Raw genomic sequence first — 17,357 nt, 5'->3', positions numbered from 1 at the left:
GATCAGGCGAGGTCGAACCGGTCGAGTTCCATGACCTTGGTCCACGCCGCGGTGAAGTCCGCGACGAACTTCTCCTGGGCGTCCTGGCTGGCGTAGACCTCGGCGAGGGCGCGTAGCTGGGAGTTGGAGCCGAAGACGAGGTCGACCGCGGTGGCGGTCCACTTCACCTCGTCGGTGGCCGCGTCGCGGATCTCGTAGGTGTTCTCCTGCGACTCCGACGCCTTCCACTTGGTGCCCGGGGACAGCAGGTTGGCGAAGAAGTCGTTGCTGAGCACACCGGGCCGGTCGGTGAGCACGCCGTGCTCGGCGCCGCCGACGTTGGCCCCGAGGGAGCGCAGACCGCCGACGAGCACGGTCATCTCCGGCGCCGTCAGGTCGAGCATGTAGGCGCGCTCGACCAGCAGCACCTCCGGCTGGAGCTTCTCACCGGGGCGCAGGTAGTTGCGGAACCCGTCGGCGCGCGGCTCCAGGACGGAGAACGACTCGACGTCGGTCTGCTCCTGGGTGGCGTCGGTGCGGCCCGGGTGGAACGGCACGGTCGTCTCGACGCCCGCGTCGCGGGCCGCCTTCTCGACCGCGGCCGAACCGGCCAGCACGATCAGGTCGGCGAGGGAGATCTTCGCGCCGCCCGCGTCGTTGAACTCCCGCTGGATGCCCTCCAGGGTCTCCAGGACCGTCGCGAGCTGCTCGGGCTGGTTGACCTCCCAGTTGCGCTGCGGCTCCAGGCGGATGCGGGCGCCGTTGGCGCCGCCGCGCTTGTCCGTGGCGCGGAAGCTCGCCGCGGAGGCCCAGGCGGTGGAGACGAGCTGGGCGGTGGTGAGGCCGGAGTCGAGGACCTTCGCCTTGAGGGCGGCGATGTCGGACTCGCCCACGAGGTCGTGGTCCACGGCGGGCACCGGGTCCTGCCACAACTGCGGCTCGGCCACCCACGGGCCCAGGAAGCGGCTGACCGGACCCATGTCGCGGTGCAGCAGCTTGTACCAGGCCTTGGCGAACGCCAGGGCGAACTCCTCGGGCTTCTCCAGGAAACGGCGGGAGATCTTCTCGTACGCCGGGTCCACGCGCAGCGACAGGTCCGTCGTGAGCATGGTCGGCTTGTGCTTCTTGGCCGGGTCGAACGGGTCCGGGATGATCTCCTCGGCGTCCTTGGCGACCCACTGCTTGGCGCCACCGGGGCTGGTGGTCAGCTCCCACTCGTGGCCGAAGAGGATCTCGAAGAAGCGGTTGCTCCACTGCGTCGGCAGGTCGGTCCACGTCACCTCGAGACCGCTGGTGATCGTGTCACCGGCCTTGCCGCTGCCGTGGGTGCTCAGCCAGCCCAGGCCCTGCGCCTCCAGCGGGGCGCCCTCGGGCTCGGGGCCGACGTGGCCGTCGGCGACACCGGCGCCGTGGGTCTTGCCGAAGGTGTGGCCACCGGCGATGAGGGCGACGGTCTCCTCGTCGTTCATCGCCATCCGGCCGAAGGTCTCCCGGATGAAGTGCGCAGCCGCGGCGGGGTCCGCGTTGCCGCGGGGACCCTCCGGGTTGACGTAGATGAGACCCATCTCGGTCGCGCCGACGTCCTCGGCCATCTCCGAGTCGCTGACGTAGCGCTCGTCGCCCAGCCAGGTGTCCTCGGGACCCCAGATGATCTCCTCGGGCTCCCAGACGTCCTCGCGGCCGAAGCCGAAGCCGAAGGTCTTGAAGCCCATCGACTCCAGGGCCACGTTGCCCGCGAGCACGAGCAGGTCGGCCCAGGACACCTTCTGGCCGTACTTCTGCTTGACCGGCCACAGCAGCCTGCGGGCCTTGTCCAGGTTGGCGTTGTCGGGCCAGCTGTTGAGCGGGGCGAAGCGCTGACCGCCGTCGCCCGCGCCGCCGCGGCCGTCGTGGATGCGGTAGGTGCCCGCGGCGTGCCAGCTCATCCGGATCATCAGGCCGCCGTAGTGGCCGAAGTCGGCGGGCCACCAGTCCTGCGAGGTGGTGAGCACCTCGGTGATGTCGCGCTTGAGGGCCTCGACGTCGAGCTTGGCGAACTCCTTGGCGTAGCTGAAGTCCGGGCCGAGCGGGTTGCCCTTCGAGGAGTGGGCGTGCAGCACCGACAGGTCGAGCTGGTTGGGCCACCAGTCCCGGTTGGTGTGCGGACGACCCGAGGTCTTCGGGGTCGGCGAGTCGATCGCCGGGTTCTCGCTCTCGCTGCCGTGGGCGGTCACCGAGTCGTGCGCGACCGGGCAACCGGCCGCCGCCTTCTCGTCCACGCCCTGAGCGCTGGTGGGGGGCGTTGCCCTGGGCTCGCTCATCTGCGTCCTTCCGAACTTGCGCTGGCTGTACTGGTGTTCTATCGGGTTGTGCGTCCGGCCGTGCAGTCGGGGCAGGTGCCCCAGAAGACGACCTCCGCCTCGTCGACCGCAAAACCGTGGTCGTCCGAGGCGGTGAGGCAGGGGGCGTGGCCGACGGCGCACTCGATGTCGGCGATCGCGCCGCAGGAGCGGCACACGACGTGGTGGTGGTTGTCGCCCACCCGGGACTCGTAGCGGGCGGTGGTGCCCGCGGGCTGGATGCGGCGGATCAGACCGGCGTCGGTCAGCGCGCGCAGGACGTCGTAGACCGCCTGGTGGGACACGGTCGGGTGCTCGACCCGCACCAGCGCGATCACCGTGTCGGTGTCGACGTGCGGGTGGTCGCGCAGCGCGGTGAGCACCGCCAGCCTGGGTCGGGTCACGCGCAACGAGACCGCCCGAAGCTGAGCCTCGAAGTCGGACGTCACACGGCACACCCTAGAGACTTTTCTGGAGTAGTTCAAGTTGCCTGGTCCCCCGGGGCAGCAGGGTCCGGGGCGGACACCATGATCACATCACAGTGCCGGGCGCGCGTGGCGGCGCACCCCGGCCACGTCCGAGTGGACGGTCTCCCCCGGCCTCCCGCGGGAATTCCGCCGACTCCGACCGACCGGTGCGCAACCGCGCACGGGGCCGCGGAAGGCGCGGGAAAACAAGCGGAAAACGTTCTCCGATTGCCCCCTGTTGCACCTTTTCGCGACCGTCCACAAGGATTATCTTCAGTCGCATGGACAAGGGTGATATCGCTCCGGACTTCAAGCTCGTCGACCAGGACGGGAATCCGCGCTCGCTCGGGGAGTTCCTGGAACTCGGACCCGTGGCGCTCTTCTTCTACCCCGCCGCCATGACAACCGGGTGCACCGCCCAGAGCTGCCACTTCCGGGACCTGGCCGCCGAGTTCGCCGAAGTCGGCGGCCAGCGGGTGGGGATCAGTTCCGACGGGGTGGACAGGCAGCGGGAATTCTCCGACGCGCACTCCTTCGGCTTTCCGCTCCTGTCCGATCCCGACGGCGCCGTGGCCGCCGCCTACGGGGTCCGGCGGAAGCTGGGGCTGCCGGACCGGTTCGGCGCCGTGCAGACGCGGCGGCGGACCATCGTCATCGACACCGACCGGACCGTGCTGGCCGTGGTGAAGTCCGAACTGCGGATGGAGGTCCACGCGGACCAGGCACTCGCCGCCCTGCGGGCCCGCGCCGGGAAGTAGCACGACACCGGGGGCGGGCCCGCGTGGGCCCGCCCCCGGTGCGGCGGGTCGGTCAGAGCCGGACCAGCACCTTGCCCCTCTTGTCCGCGCCGTCGGCGAACAGCGACCCGTAGGCCGCGGGGATCGAGTCGAAGCCCTCGTGCATGGTGTGCTCGTGGACGACGGCGCCCGTGCGGACCAGGTTGCCCAGGTCGGCTTCCAGGTCCACCCAGCAGGCCGGGTCCTCCATCCACTCCAGGGAGAACACGCCGCGGACGGTGGCCTGCGGGCGCATCAGCAGCGGCAGCAGCCTCGGGCCGACGTGGTCGCCGCCGACCTGGCTCTCGAACTGGGCGCAGATCGCGATCCGCGCGCCGATGGCCAGCATCCCGAACACCTCGTCGGTGAGGGCGCCGCCGACGGTGTCGAGGTAGCGGTCCACGCCCTTGGGCAGGGCGCGGCGGAGGCGGTCGCGGACCTCCTCGCGCGGCTCGTCCCGGTTGTAGACCACGACCTCGTCGAAGCCCAGGCCCAGCAGGTGCTCGGTCTTGGCCGCCGAGCGGGTGGTGGCCACCACCCGCCCCGCGCCCGCCAGCCGGGCCAGTTGGCCCGCCACCGAGCCGATCGCCCCGGAGGCCCCGCTGATCAGGACGCTGTCCCCGGGCCTGACCTGGAGCACCTTGCGCATCGCGCCCCAGGCGGTCATGCCGGGGCCGCCCAGCACGCTCAGCGCCGTGTGCAGCGGGAGGGCGTCGCCGTAGTGGGCGGGGTCGAGCAGGCGGTAGGCGGGGAACACCAGGGGCATGTTCTCGGCGTGCCAGGTGGAGTCCCAGCGGGTGGGGCCGCCCGTGTCGACCACGTGGGTGCGCCAGCCGCCGAAGCCCTGGACCAGGTCGCCCGGCCGGAACAGGGCGCGGGGGCCCGCCTCCAGGACGCGCATCACCGAGTCGGCGCCCATGTGGTCGCCGATGCGGGTGTCGAGGGCGAGGCCCTGCTGGTAGGGGTCCACCGAGACGTACAGCGTCTCCAGGAGCATCTCGTCCTCGGCGAGGTCGACGACCAACTCCTCCTCGACCTTCTCGTAGATGCGCGCCGGGTCCGGGACACCGCGCATGTGCTCGCGCACGACCCACTGGGACACCTTCACGACGCACCCCCGCCCGCCAGCGAGACCAGGTTCCGGGGCGTGCGCTCGTGCTGCGGGCGCACGGCTATCACGCGGTGGGTCGGGGGTGGCCCGTGGTCGTCCACGTGTGCGTCGAACTCCTTGTTGTCGTCCTTGCAGATGAACTGCATGACCTGCCTGCCCGCCGTGGCGGCGCGGATCAGGCCGCCGGTGGTGGCCCACACCCCGGACTGGTAGAAGTTGCGCAGCCCGGGCAGGCCGGGGCCGTACTTCTTGACCAGTTCCTCCAGGGTCTCGCCGCTGTCGACGAACGGCTGCCACCCCAGCACGGTGCCGTTGTAGTTCCCGGTGTAGCGGACCTGGGTGAGCGGTGTGGACACGTCGCGGGCGACCACCGAGGCGGTGATGCCGGGGTAGCGCTTCTCCAGGATGTCCATCAGCGCCAGCCGCGCCCTGCGCTTGGCGGCGTAGTACTGCTTGCCGTGGCGGACGGGGAGGGTGTGCAGCTTCTCCCCCGCCCGGACCCGGGTCACCTGCTCGGGGCCCTCGTCGACCTCGCGCCACGGTGCGATGTCGGCGAAGTAGGTCATGTAGACGATGGTGGTGCCCTCCGGCGACAGCTCCGGGTAGTGGGTGCTGCGGAACTGGACGTTGATGCTGGGGTGCTTGATGCCGACCAGGTCCTCGGCCTCCTCCTCGGTCAGGAGGTAGGTGGTGCACGGGTCGCCCTCGGGCACCGGCCGGTCCAGGGCCAGGAACAGGCAGACGTAGCCGGGGAAGACCATGCCGGGTTCGAGGATGGTCTCCGTGTAGAGCTTGCGGTACTCGTCGGTGAGGTACTTGTCGTCGACGAACTTCGTCATCGTGGTGGGGCCGTCGGCGGCGGAGACCACGATGTCGGCGTAGTGCTCGGTGCCGTCGTCGAGGAGCACGCCCACCGCGGTGTCGTCCTCCACGATGATCCGCTCGACCTTGGCGTTGTAGGTGACCTCGCCGCCGAGGCGCCGGTAGCGCTCCTCGATGGACCTGGCCAGGCCCAGCGACCCGCCCTCGGGCACCCCGGCGGAGAGGTTGGCGTGCGAGGCGAGCTGGAAGTAGATCGGCAGCACCGGGAAGTTGGCGTGCTTCTCGTAGAGGACGTAGTTGAACGCCTCGCGCAGCAGCGGTTCCTTGAAGCGCGCGGAGTAGTCGGTCATCAGGGTGCTGATGGACTTGCGGACCACGTTGAAGTACGGCAGGAACCCTGCCAGCATCCGGATCCGCTCCAGCGTGCCCATGATGCCGACCGGCTTGAGGAACGGGTACACCGCCAGCGCCTTGCGGAACTTGCGCAGCCCGCCGCAGAAGTCGCGGATCAGCTTGGCGTCGGCGGGCGAGATCTCCAGCAGGTGCGCTTCGAGCCGGTCGGGGTCGGAGTAGAAGTGCACCTCCCGGCCGTCGCGGCCGCGGACGATGTTGAACACGTCGAAGTGGCGGATCTCCTTGCCCTGCAGCGCCCCGAGTTCCAGCCAGATCTGGTGCATCTCGTTGCCGGGGCCGCTGCCGAGCAGCCAGCTTATGCAGCAGTCGAACCAGAAGTCGCCGCGGTCCCAGGCCGTGCAGCAGCCGCCGGGGATCTCGTGCATCTCGAAGATCCGGCTCTCGTAGCCGTTCATCTGCGCGTAGCAGCCGGTGGACAGACCACCGAGGCCCGCGCCGATGACGATCATGGTCTTGCGGCTCATGAGGACGTCCTCGCTTCTTCCCCGGACGGCACCTGCTGTTCGGTCCACCGGTCGAGTTGGGGCAGTTCACCGAGGCGCTCGGGGCCCCACGGTCGGGTGTCGGTGCTCTCCACGGCCCGGAACGGCACGCCGAGTTCGCGGCAGAGGTACTGCGCGGCGAAGCGGCCGGAGGCGGCGGCCTTGATCAGGCTGCCCCCGCCGACCCAGTGCCCGGCCAGGTGGAACCCGCGCAGGCCGGGCAGGCTCAGCCGGTCCTTGCCGATCATCCGGTCGATCAGGTCGTCGGCGCGCGGCGACTTCCAGGCCAGGATCGCCCCCCTGGCGTTGCCGGTGTAGCGCTCGGTGGTGGCCGGGGTGGACACCTGCACCTGCTCGACGCGGTCGCCGATGCCGGGGTGCAGGCGTTCGAGGTACTCCAGGACGAAGGCCGCCACCTCCTGCTTGCGCGCCCGGTAGGCCTTGCGGTCGCTGCCGCGCAGGTCCTTCCAGGTGTCGAAGTCGCTGAAGTAGTTGCACATCAGCAGCGAGTGCCCCGGCGGGGCGATGCCCGCGATCATCCGCGACCGCAGGTGCACCACCAGGCTTTTCTGCAGCGACCCCGGCAGCCGGGCCGCGTCCTCGTCGGACAGGAAGTGGGTGGTGCTGTGCGACTCCTCGGCGGGCAGGTCGCCGCGGATGCCGACGAACACCGACACCAGCGCCGGGTACAGCTCGCCGGGGGCGGGCATGACCTCGGTGAGCATCGTGTCCAGCGTGGGGCTGCTGTGGCTGCCGCCGAGCAGGGTGGACACCGTGGACAGCGCGTCGCACGCGGCCACGACGTGGTCGGCGTAGTGCCGCTCGCCGCCGCGCAGCTCCACGCCCACCGCGCGGCCGTCCTCGACGAGGATGCGGGCGACCCGCGACCGGAAGTCGATCCGGCCGCCGAGGGCGGTGTAGCGGTCCTCGATGGACTTGGCCAGGCCGAGCGAGCCGCCCTGGGGCATCCCCACGTTGCCGTTGTGCGCCTCGGCCATCGTGTAGTGGTACGGGATCAGCGCGAAATTCTCCGGGTCCTGGAAGAACATGTTCCGCAGCGCCTTGGCCAGGAACGGGTCGCTGAACCGGGCGGTGAAGTCGGCCATCTGGGTCCCCCCGCTGCGCCAGAACAGGCGGAACGCGGGGAGCACCGTGGCGAGCATGGCCAGCTTCTCCCGCAGCGGCGTCAGCGGCGGCGGGGTGAGGAACGGGTGCAGGGCGAGCTTGGTGAACCGGCGCAGGTCCCGGCAGAACCCGCGGATCAGCTTCTCGTCGGCGGGCGAGCAGGCCAGCAGCTCGGCCTCCAGCCGGTCCGGGTCGGTGGGGAAGGACACCGACCGGCCGTCGGTGTCCACCACCTTGTTGAACACCTCGAACCGGGTGACCGACTTGCCGTCGAGCGCCCCGAGTTCCCGCCACACCTGGTTCGCGGCGTTGCCCGGCGCGGTGCCGTTGAGCCAGTCGATGCAGTAGTCGAACAGCCAGCCGTCGCGACCCCAGCCGGTGCAGCAGCCGCCCGCGATGACGTGCTTCTCGAAGATCCGCGTCTCCAGGCCGCTCATCTGCCCGTAGGAACCGACCGCCATGCCGGAGACCCCGGCGCCGACGATGATCACCCGGGGAGGCCGCCCGGGGCGGCGCTCGCGCCGCTCCCAGACCTCCCGCCCGCTACGCGACATCGCGCTTGCCCCCCTGGCCCAGGACCTCCAGCAGCAGGGCGGCGTTGTGCTCCAGGTGCTCGCCGTCGAGCATCTCCTCGTGCGCCCCGGAGCCGCGCAGCACGACCGTGCCCGCGGTCGAGGTGCCGTGCCAGCTCCCCTTGGCGCCCTGGGCGTACTTCTCGGCCTTGGACTCGTCGGACAGGACCGTGACCGGGGCGCCCACCGTGCCGGTGTTCGGGGTCTGGCTGGAATAGCCCAGGTAGTCGCGGGCCTGGGCCACGGTCTCCTCGGTGACCGTCGCCGACCCGGTGTGCCGCCGCAGGTGGTCGGCGAGTTCGCGCTCGAACTCGGCGATGTGCTCCTCGGCCAGCTCGAAGCGCTCCGGCACCCGGTAGGAGTCCATGATGACCACGTGCGCGGTGACCGCGCCGCGGCGCTCCAGCTCCTTGGCCACCTCGAAGGCCAGGTTGCCGCCGAGGGAGTAGCCGAACAGCGTGTACGGGCCCTCCGCCTGGCAGGACTGCACCAGGTCGGCGTACCGGGCGGCCTTGTCCGGGCCGGGGATGAAGTTGAACGCCGTGAGCCGGTGCTCGGGCAGCTGCGCGGCGAGCTGGCGGTAGACCAGGCCGTGCCCGCCCGCGGGCGGGAAGCAGAACACGGTGTCGGTCCGGTCGGGGTTGAACTCCAGGAACGGCTGGGAACCCGCCACCCGGCCGGTCACCACGTGCTCGACCGCGGTGGCCATGCCGTGCAGGGTGGTGAGCCGGAACAGCATGCTCACCGGGACCTCCACCGCGAACTCGGTGCGCAGGTGGTGGATCAGCTCCACCAGCTTCACCGAGCTGCCGCCCAGCTCGAAGAAGTCGTGCCGCAGCCCGACCCCCTCCACGCCGAGCAGCGACTGCCACAGCGCGGCCGTGCGCACCTCGTACAGGGTGACCGGCGGTTCGAACGCGACGGTGCCCGCGCTCGCCTCCGGCACCGGCAGCGCGTCCACGTCGACCTTGCCGTTCGGGGTGAGCGGCAGCTCCGGCAGCGCGGCGAAGTGCGTCGGGATCATGAAGGTGGGCAGCCGCTCGCCCAAGTGGGCGCGCAGCGCGCGCCAGTCCGGGGCGGCCCCGGCGGCGGGCACGCAGTACGCGCACAGCACGTCCTCGCCGCGCTGGTCGGGCCGCACCAGCACCACCACGTGCGCCAGCCCCGGCCAGCGCGACAGGTGGGTCTCCACCTCGCCGACCTCGACCCGGTGGCCGTGCACCTTCACCTGGCCGTCGGCGCGGCCCAGCAGCTCCACGTGCCCGCCCGCGCCCCAGCGCGCCAGGTCGCCGGTGCGGTAGAGCCGCACCTCGCGGCCGTCCAGCTCGCGGGTGGTGAAGCGCAGCCCGGTCTGCTCGGGGTCGCCGACGTAGCCCGCGGCCACGCCGGTGCCGCCCACGAACAGCTCGCCCGCCACCCCCGGGGGCACCGGTTCACCGCGCTCGTCGAGCAGGTACAGCTCGGAGTTCGGGAACGGGCGGCCGATCGGCACCATCCGCCCCGGTTCCAGGCCGTCGACCGGGCCCTCGAACCAGGTGCTGTCGATCGTGGCCTCGCTCAGGCCGTAGGAGTTGACCACCCGGGTGTCCGGGCCGCACAGGTCGACCAGGCGCCGGTACTCGGCGACCTTCCAGGCGTCCGAGCCGACCGCGAGCAGCCGCAGGAAGTCCAGCCGGGCCCCGGTCCGGTCGCAGTGCGCCATCAGCGCGCGGACGACCGCGGGGACGAACTCGGCGCACTCGACCCGCTCGGTGACCATGGTGTCGTACAGGCGGGCGGTGTCGAAGAGCAGGTCGCGGTCGACCAGCACCAGGGTGCCGCCGGAGCCCAGCGCCCGGACCAGGTCGCCGGTGAACACGTCGAAGGCGAACCCGGCCATCTGGAGGTGGACCCGGGCGTCGGTGTCGAGCCGGTACTCCGCGCGCCACGCCTCGAACGCCGAGGCGAGGTTGCGGTGGGTGACCCGGACGGCCTTGGGCAGGCCGGTCGAGCCCGAGGTGAAGATGACGTACGCGGTCGAGTCCAACGGCACTGCGTCCAGCGGCACCGGTTCGAGCACCGCGGCCGGGTCGGGTTCCAGGTCGCCGAGGGCGGTCACCGCGCCGGGCAGCCGGTCGGCGTACCGGTCGTCGGCCAGCACCAGCTCCGCGCCCGCCGTTTCCAGCATGTGCGCCAGGCGCTCGGTCGGGTAGTCCGGGTCCAGCGGCAGGTACGCCGCACCGGACTTGAGCACGGCCAGCACGGTGACCACCAGGTCCGCCGACTTGGGCAGGCACAGGGCCACGACCGACCCCGCCCCGATGCCCCTGGCGCGCAGCCCGCCCGCCAGCGCGCTCGCCCGGCTCTCCAGCTCGCCGTAGCCCAGCCGCTCCCCGCCCGGCACGACCACCGCGGTGGCCTCCGGGGTGGTCGCCGCCGCGGCGGAGATCAGCTCGGGCAGCGGGATCTCGGCCGGGACGACCCGGCCCGCGCCGCTCCACTCGGTGAGCACGGTCCGGCGCTCGGCCGCGTCCAGCACCGGCAGGGCGGTGGCCGGGGCGTCGTCGGCCGCCCTGGTCAGGCCGTCGAGCAGCGTCACGTAGTGCCGGGCGAAGCGCTGGACGGTCTCGGCGAAGAACAGGTCGGTGTTGTACTTGAAGACGCAGTGGAAGCGGTTCTCCGCCTCGTCCTCGTACACCGACAGGGTCAGGTCGAACTGGCCCTCCTCCTCCGGCAGCTCGATGTAGTCGAGCTGGTAGCCGTACTTCTCGGTGGACACCTTGTGCGCCAGCAGGATGAACATCGCCTGGAACACCGCGGACCGGCTCGGGTCGTGCTTGAGCTTGAGGTGCTCGACCAGCAGGACGAACGGGTACTCCTGGTTGTCCAGTCCGTTGAGGACGGTGGAGCGCACCTGCTCGATCAGCTCGCCGATCGTCGGCTCGCCGGACAGGTCGGCGCGCAGCGGCAGCGGGTTGACGAAGTAGCCGTAGACGCCTGCGAACTCCGGTTCGGTGCGCCCGGTCACCGGGCTGCCGACGATGATGTCGTCCTGGCCGGTGTAGCGGTGCAGCAGCAGGTAGTAGGCGGCCATGAGGACCACGAACACGGTGGTGTCGTGCGCGCGGGCCACCTCGTGCACCCGGGCGGTCAGCTCCCCGTCGACGGTGAAGAACTCCGAGGCGCCGTTGTCGGTCTGCACCGCCGGGCGCGGCTTGTCGGTCGGCAGTGCCAGCACCGGTACGTCCTGGGGCAGGTGGTCGCGCCAATAGGCCAGCATCCGCTCGGCGTCGGGGCTCGCCAGGAACCGGTTCTGCCAGTTGAGGAAGTCCAGGTACTGGGCGGCGGGCTCGGGCAGCTCGACAGCCTCTCCGCGCTTCATGCCCTCGTAGAGCGACAGCAGTTCCTCGATGAAGGTGAAGGTGGAGATCGCGTCGGAGATGATGTGGTGCACCGCCTTCATGATCACCCAGCGGTCCGGGCCCCGGCGGAACAGCCGGAACCGCACCAGCGGGTCGGTGCCCAGGTCATACGGCCTGCGGTACTCGTCGATGATCGTCCGGTAGATCTCCTCCCACGGCCGGTCCTCGACGTCGAACAGCGCCACGTCGGCCTCGGCGGTGTCGGCGATGCGCTGCACCGCCTGGCCCTTCTCCAGCAGGAAGTTGGCGCGCAGCAGCGGGTGGCGGGCCACCAGGGCGCGCACCGCGTCGAACATCAGCTCCGGGTCCAGCTCCACCCGCACCTCGACCGCGCCGCCGATGTTGTAGGCGAAGCCGTCCGGGTTGAGCTGCTTGAGGAACCACAGCGCCTTCTGGTTCTGGGTGAGCGGGTAGCGGTGCGCGTCGGTGAAGACCTCCACCTCGGCGCCGTCGTCCCCGCCTGCGGCGCGGGCGATGAGCCCGGCGTGCACCTGCTCGACCAGCTCGGCGACCGGGGCGCCGCTGAGCAGCGCGACCACCGGCAGCGACACCCTCAGCTCGGTGTTGACCTTGGCCCGCAGCTCCATCGCCAGCAGCGAGTCCAGGCCCGCCGAGGTCAGGCCCGCGCCCTGGTCGACCTTCTCCGGGGCGACCCGCAGCACGCCCGCGACCAGCGCGGTGAACCGCTCGGCGACCAGCTCGCGCCGGGTGGCGTCGTCGGCGACCCGGAACACGTCGAGGAAGCTGCCGCCGGTCTCGGGGACGTCGGCCGCCGCGGCGGCCAGCTCGGCGACCAGCGGCGGCGGGTCGGCGTACCAGGACAGGAACGTCGGCCAGTCCACCACCGTGGCCACCAGCAACTGCGCCTGCTCCTGGCCGAGCACCCGCTCCAGCACGGCCATGCCCGCCTCCGGCGACAGCGAGCTCATGCCGCGGCTGACCCGGTAGTGCTCGACCAGGCCCAGCTCCTCGATCATCCCGGTGGCCCACGGCCCCCAGTCCAGGCTCAGCGCGGGCAGGCCGCGGGAGCGGCGGTGGTGGGCCAGCGCGTCGAGGAAGGCGTTGCCCGCCGCGTAGTTCGTCTGGCCCGCCGTGGTGAGCAACGAGGCGACCGAGGCGAACAGGACGAAGTGGTCCAGGGGCTCGTCGCGCAGGTGGCGGTGCAGCAGCCACGCGCCGACGACCTTCGGGTCGTGCACGGCGTCGAAGGTGGCGCGGTCCATGTCCGGGACGAGGGTGTCGCGGACGTGGCCCGCCAGGTGGAACACCCCGCGCAGCGGTAGGCCGTGGTCGCGGCGGTACCCGGCCAGCCAGCGGGTGAGCGCGGCCTCGTCGGTGACGTCGACCGGGGCGAGGATGACCTGCGCGCCCGCCTCCTCCAGGTCGCGGACGAAGCGCACCGCGCCGCCGACCTTGCCAGCCGGGTCGAGCGCGTCCCACCACGCCCGCTCCGGCAGCGGGGTGCGGCCGAGGAGCACCAGCCTGCGCGCCCCCCGGGAGACCAGGGTGCGGCACAGCAGCCTGCCCAGGGCGCCGAACGCGCCGGTGACCAGGTAGGCGCCGTCCTGGCGCAGGCGCGGCGGCAGCGGCGCGGTGAGCGCGTCGGCGGCGGGCACCAGCCTGCTGGTGTGCCGCACTCCCCCGCGCAGCGCGACCTCGTCGATGTCGGCGTCGGCGGGGGCGGCCAGCTCGCGCAGCAGCGCGTCCGCCTCGGCGGCCCGGTCCGGGGCGCCGGGTTCGAGGTCGACCAGGACACCGCGGTGCGCGGTCAGCTCCTGGTGCCACAGGACCCGGCTGATGCCCCACGCGCGGGCGCCGATCGGCTCCACCGGGTCCGCCGCGCGCACGGCCTGGGTGCCGCGGGTGACCACGTGCAGCCTGCCGGTCAGCTCCCCGGCCAGCAGCGCCTGCGCGGTGGTGATCAGCGAGTAGGCGCCCGCCGCCGGGTCCAGCGCGGCCCGGTCCAGGGCATCGGCGCCGGGCAGGTCCAGGTTCCACAGGTGCACCACGGCCTCGAAGCCGGTCTCGGCGCCGTCGGCCAGGTCGGCGGCCAGCCGGGACAGGTGGGTCGGGTCGCCGGGGACCACGGTGGACTCCCAGCGGCCCGCGCGGTAGGCGGGACCGGTGCGCACCAGGTGGCAGTGCCCGCCCTCGGCGCGCACCCGGGCGGCCAGCTCCTCGGCCACCCCGCCGCGGTCGGCGAACAGCAGCCAGCGGCCCAGCGGGCCCTCGATCGGGGCCGGGTCGGGGACCGGCCGCCAGGACACCCGCGACAGCCAGCCGTCGATGGTCTGCCTGCCGACCGCGGTGGCCGCCTTCTCCACGTCGACCGCGCGGAACCCGCCGACGCGGCCCAGCGGTTCGCCCGCCTCGGTGTAGAGGGTGATCTCGCCGACCAGCTCGTCGGCCTCCCGGCCGGTGAGCACCGCGTGCGCCCACAGCGGCCGGGCGCCGACCTCGTCGACCCGGATCTCCCCGATCGACACCGGCAGCCGGATGCCGTCGCGGGCCTGCTCGGTGATCAGCGGGGTGAGCAGGGTCTGGAAGCAGGAGTCGAGCAGCACCGGGTGCAGGTGGTGCCCGGAGGCGTCCACCCCGGCCGGGGCCTCGACGCGGGCCAGCGCCTCGTCCCGACCGACCCACACCTCGGTGATCCCCTGGAACGCCGGGCCGTAGTGGTAGCCGAGCCGGGCCAGTTCGGCGTAGGCGCCGGGGCCGTCGAGGTGCAGGCGGGCGCGAGCGCGCACGGCGTCGGCGTCGAGCGGGGCAGCGGGCAGGGCGCGCTGCTCGGCGCGCAGCACACCGCTGGCGTGCACGACCCGTTCACCGGTGTCGCTCGCGGTGGTGACGGTGAACGACGCGTCCTCACCCGACAGCGACAGGTGCACCGGGCGCGGGTCGCTGTCGGAGAGGAACAGGGCCTTGCGCAGCCGCAGGTCGGCCACGGTGGCGTCGGTGCCCCCGGTCAGCGCCTTGACCGCCTGCAACGCCATCTCCACGTACCCCGCGGCGGGGAACAGCGGGTTGCCCTGGATGCGGTGGTCGTCGAGGTAGGGCAGCGCCTCGGTGTCGAGCCGGTTCTCCCAGGCGGCCTCGGCGCCCGCGCCGCGGCGGCCCAGCAGCGGGTGGTCGCGGTGGCCCAGGCGCACCCTGGCGACCGGCTCGGGCTCGACCCAGTACCGGTCGCGGCGCCACGGGTAGCGCGGCAGCGGCACCGGCGACCCGGCGGGCTGGAGCACCGACCAGTCCACGGTGGCGCCCGCGGCGTGCAGGGCGGCGACCGAGCGGGCCAGGCGGACCGGCTCGTCCTCGGCGCGGCGGATCGACGGCACGCTGGTGCCGGTCAGGCCCCGGGCGGCCAGGCACTCGCCGATGGAGTGCGCCAGCACCGGGTGCGGGCCGATCTCCAGGAACAGCCGGTGCCCGTCGGCGGCGAGCGCGTCCACGGCCTCGCGGAAGCGGACCCGGTCGCGCACGTTGTCCCACCAGTAGCCCGCGTCCAGCTCCGGGCCCGCGCCCCGGCCGGGGCGGCCGGTCAGGTACAGCGGCACGGTGGCCGGGGCGGCGGTGATCCCGGCGAGCGCGGCCAGCAGGTCTTCCTTGATCGCGTCCATGGCGGCGCTGTGGTAGGGCACCAGCACGGACAGGAACTTGGCGAACACGCCGTCGCCGTTGAGCGCCTGGTGCAGCTCGGCGAGCGCGTCCCGCTCACCGGCCAGGGTGACCGCGCCGGGGCTGTTCACCGCCGCGATCGACACCCGGTCGCCGTAGGGGCGCACGCGCGCGGTGGCCTCCGCCTCGGTCAGGCCGACGGCCAGCATGGTGCCCGCGCCGACCAGCTTCTGCTGCAACCGGCTGCGGTTGAGGATCACCGTGACGGCGTCTTCGAAGGAGTAGACGCCCGCCTCGTAGAAGGCCGCGGCCTCACCGGTGCTGTGCCCGACGATCGCCGCCGGTTCAACCCCGCGCGAGCGCCAGACGGCGGCCAGGGCGATCTGCACGGCGAAGTTGGCGGGCTGGGCCAGCCAGGTCTCGGCCATCTGCGAGTCGGCCTCGTCGGCGCCCATCAGCTCGATCAGCGACCACCCGGCCTGCGCGCGGATCTCGGCGTCGACGCGCTCGACGACCGCCCGGTACACCGGGTCGGCGGCGAAGAGCTGCCTGCCCATGGCCCACCACTGCGGGCCCATGCCGGTGAACACCCACACCGGCCGCTCGTCCGTCCCCGCCCGCCCGGTGAGGACGTCGGGGTGCGCGGTGTCCGCCTCGGCGGCGGCCAGCGCCGCGTCCAGGGACTCCCGGTCGGTGTAGACCACGGCGGCGCGGTGCTCGTGGTGCTGGCGGCGGTGGGCCAGGGTGTGGCCCAGGTCGGCCAGGTCCACACCCGCGGCCAGTTCGGCGCGCAGCCCGGCGGCCAGCTCGGCCAGTGCCTCCGGCGCCCTCGCCGACAGCGGCAGCACGGCGGGCACCGGCACCTCGACCCGCTCGGCCGGGGCCTCGCGGGCGGGCGGCTCCTCCAGCAGCACGTGCGCGTTGGTGCCGCCGAACCCGAAGGAGTTCACGCCCGCGCGGGCCGGGCCGTCGTGCTCCGGCCACGGCACCGGCTCGGTCGGGATGTCGAACGGCAGCGCCGCCAGGTCGATCTCCGGGTTGACCCGGTTCAGGTTGATGTGCGGCGGGATCACCCGGTGCCGCAGCGCCATCGACGTCTTGATCAGCCCGGCCATGCCCGCGGCGGCCTCGGTGTGGCCGATGTTGGCCTTCACCGAGCCGATGTAGCACTTGGCGCCGGGCGCGCGGCCCTTGGCCAGCACCCGGCCCAGGGCGTTGGCCTCGATCGGGTCGCCGACCGGGGTGGAGGTGCCGTGCGCCTCCACGTACTGCAACTCGCCCGGTGACACGCCCGCCTCGGCGCACACCCGCTCGATCAGCGCCGTCTGCGCGTCGCCGCTGGGCACGGTGATGCCCGGGGTGCGGCCGTCCTGGTTGACGCCGGTACCGATGATCACCGAGTGGATCGGGTCGCCGTCGCGCAGCGCGTCGGCCAAGCGCTTGATCGCCACCACGCCCACGCCCTCGGCGCGCACGTAGCCGTCGGCGTCGGCGTCGAAGGTGCGCGACTTCCCCTCCGGGGACAGGAAACCGCCCTTGGTCTCGGCGATGGTGTACTGCGGCGCGGAGTGCAGCAGGGTGCCGCCCGCCAGCGCCAGGCCGGTCTCCCCGCTGCGCAGGCTCTGGCAGGCCAGGTGCACCGCGACCAGCGAGGAGCTGCACGCGGTGTCGATGGACACGCTGGGGCCGCGCAGGTCGAAGCAGAACGAGATCCGGTTCGACACCATCGTCATCATCGTCCCGGTCGCGGTGTGCGCGGCCAGCGTGGTGAAGCCCAGGTCGGCGAACTGGAGGATCTTGTAGTCCAGGGTGAAGGCGCCGACGAACACGCCGACGTCGGTCCCCGCCAGCTCGGCGGGCTTCTGGCCACCGTCCTCCAGCGCCTCCCACGCGACCTCCAGCAGCTTGCGCTGCTGCGGGTCCATGTGCTCGGCCTCGCGCGGGCTGATGCCGAAGAACTCCGGGTCGAACTCGTCGAAGCCGTCGATGTAACCGCCCCGACCGCCGACTAAGCGACCCGGTTTCGCCTTGTCCCTGCTGCCCAGGGTGACCCGGTCGTAGCGGTCGCGTGGTGTGTCGGTGACGCAGTCCTTGCCGTCGAGCACGTTGCGCCAGAACGTCCGGTAGTCCGACGCACCACCGGGCAGGCGGCAGCCGATACCGACGATGGCGAAGCGGTTGTCCTCGGGAACGGGCGTGCGTGGGTGCATCGCAGGGCTTTCCTTTGCGTGTCGGGGAACCGGGTGACCGCGGGCCGGGGTCGCGGGTGGGCCGGGCG

General features: G+C 72.4%; 7 protein-coding genes. 1 reads left to right on the top strand and 6 read right to left on the bottom strand.

Annotation, left to right across the window (positions count from 1 at the left end):
* Positions 1-2 precede the first annotated feature (2 nt).
* Positions 3-2,279 carry a catalase/peroxidase HPI gene (gene katG / locus L6E12_RS32350; protein WP_236231725.1) on the bottom strand — a complete coding sequence of 759 codons (2,277 nt, stop codon included), beginning with the start codon at positions 2,277-2,279 and terminating at the stop codon, positions 3-5.
* Positions 2,280-2,317: 38 nt separating this feature from the next.
* On the bottom strand, positions 2,318-2,746 hold the full coding sequence (locus L6E12_RS32345) for a Fur family transcriptional regulator (RefSeq protein WP_236231724.1): 429 nt from the start codon (positions 2,744-2,746) through the stop codon (positions 2,318-2,320).
* Positions 2,747-3,045: 299 nt separating this feature from the next.
* Here L6E12_RS32345 and L6E12_RS32340 point away from each other — a divergent pair, with 299 nt between their 5' ends.
* The gene (locus L6E12_RS32340) at positions 3,046-3,522 is read left to right on the top strand and encodes a peroxiredoxin (RefSeq protein WP_236231723.1); all 477 of its coding nucleotides are present in this window, start codon (positions 3,046-3,048) and stop codon (positions 3,520-3,522) included.
* 52 nt (positions 3,523-3,574) lie between these two features.
* Here the strand turns inward: L6E12_RS32340 and L6E12_RS35605 are convergent, their stop codons facing one another.
* Genes L6E12_RS35605 through L6E12_RS32320 form a run of 4 tightly spaced genes read right to left on the bottom strand, consistent with a single transcriptional unit; the run spans position 3,575 to position 17,289 of the window.
* The gene (locus L6E12_RS35605) at positions 3,575-4,648 is read right to left on the bottom strand and encodes a zinc-binding dehydrogenase (RefSeq protein ID WP_236231722.1); all 1,074 of its coding nucleotides are present in this window, start codon (positions 4,646-4,648) and stop codon (positions 3,575-3,577) included.
* Positions 4,645-6,351, bottom strand: coding sequence for an NAD(P)/FAD-dependent oxidoreductase (locus L6E12_RS32330; RefSeq protein WP_236231721.1), 1,707 nt, complete (start codon positions 6,349-6,351; stop codon positions 4,645-4,647). The genes L6E12_RS35605 and L6E12_RS32330 overlap by 4 nt, the downstream gene beginning before the upstream one ends.
* The gene (locus tag L6E12_RS32325) at positions 6,348-8,048 is read right to left on the bottom strand and encodes an NAD(P)/FAD-dependent oxidoreductase (RefSeq protein WP_236231720.1); all 1,701 of its coding nucleotides are present in this window, start codon (positions 8,046-8,048) and stop codon (positions 6,348-6,350) included. The genes L6E12_RS32330 and L6E12_RS32325 overlap by 4 nt, the downstream gene beginning before the upstream one ends.
* Positions 8,038-17,289, bottom strand: a complete 9,252-nt coding sequence (locus tag L6E12_RS32320) for a non-ribosomal peptide synthetase/type I polyketide synthase (RefSeq protein WP_236231719.1) — start codon at positions 17,287-17,289, stop codon at positions 8,038-8,040. The genes L6E12_RS32325 and L6E12_RS32320 overlap by 11 nt, the downstream gene beginning before the upstream one ends.
* Between the last annotated feature and the right edge of the window lie 68 nt (positions 17,290-17,357).

This window comes from Actinokineospora sp. PR83 (genome assembly GCF_021056305.1).
Classification (GTDB): Bacteria; Actinomycetota; Actinomycetes; order Mycobacteriales; family Pseudonocardiaceae; genus Actinokineospora; species Actinokineospora spheciospongiae.
Note: the sequence above shows the minus strand (reverse complement) of the source record. Positions and strands in the feature narration are given on the sequence as shown.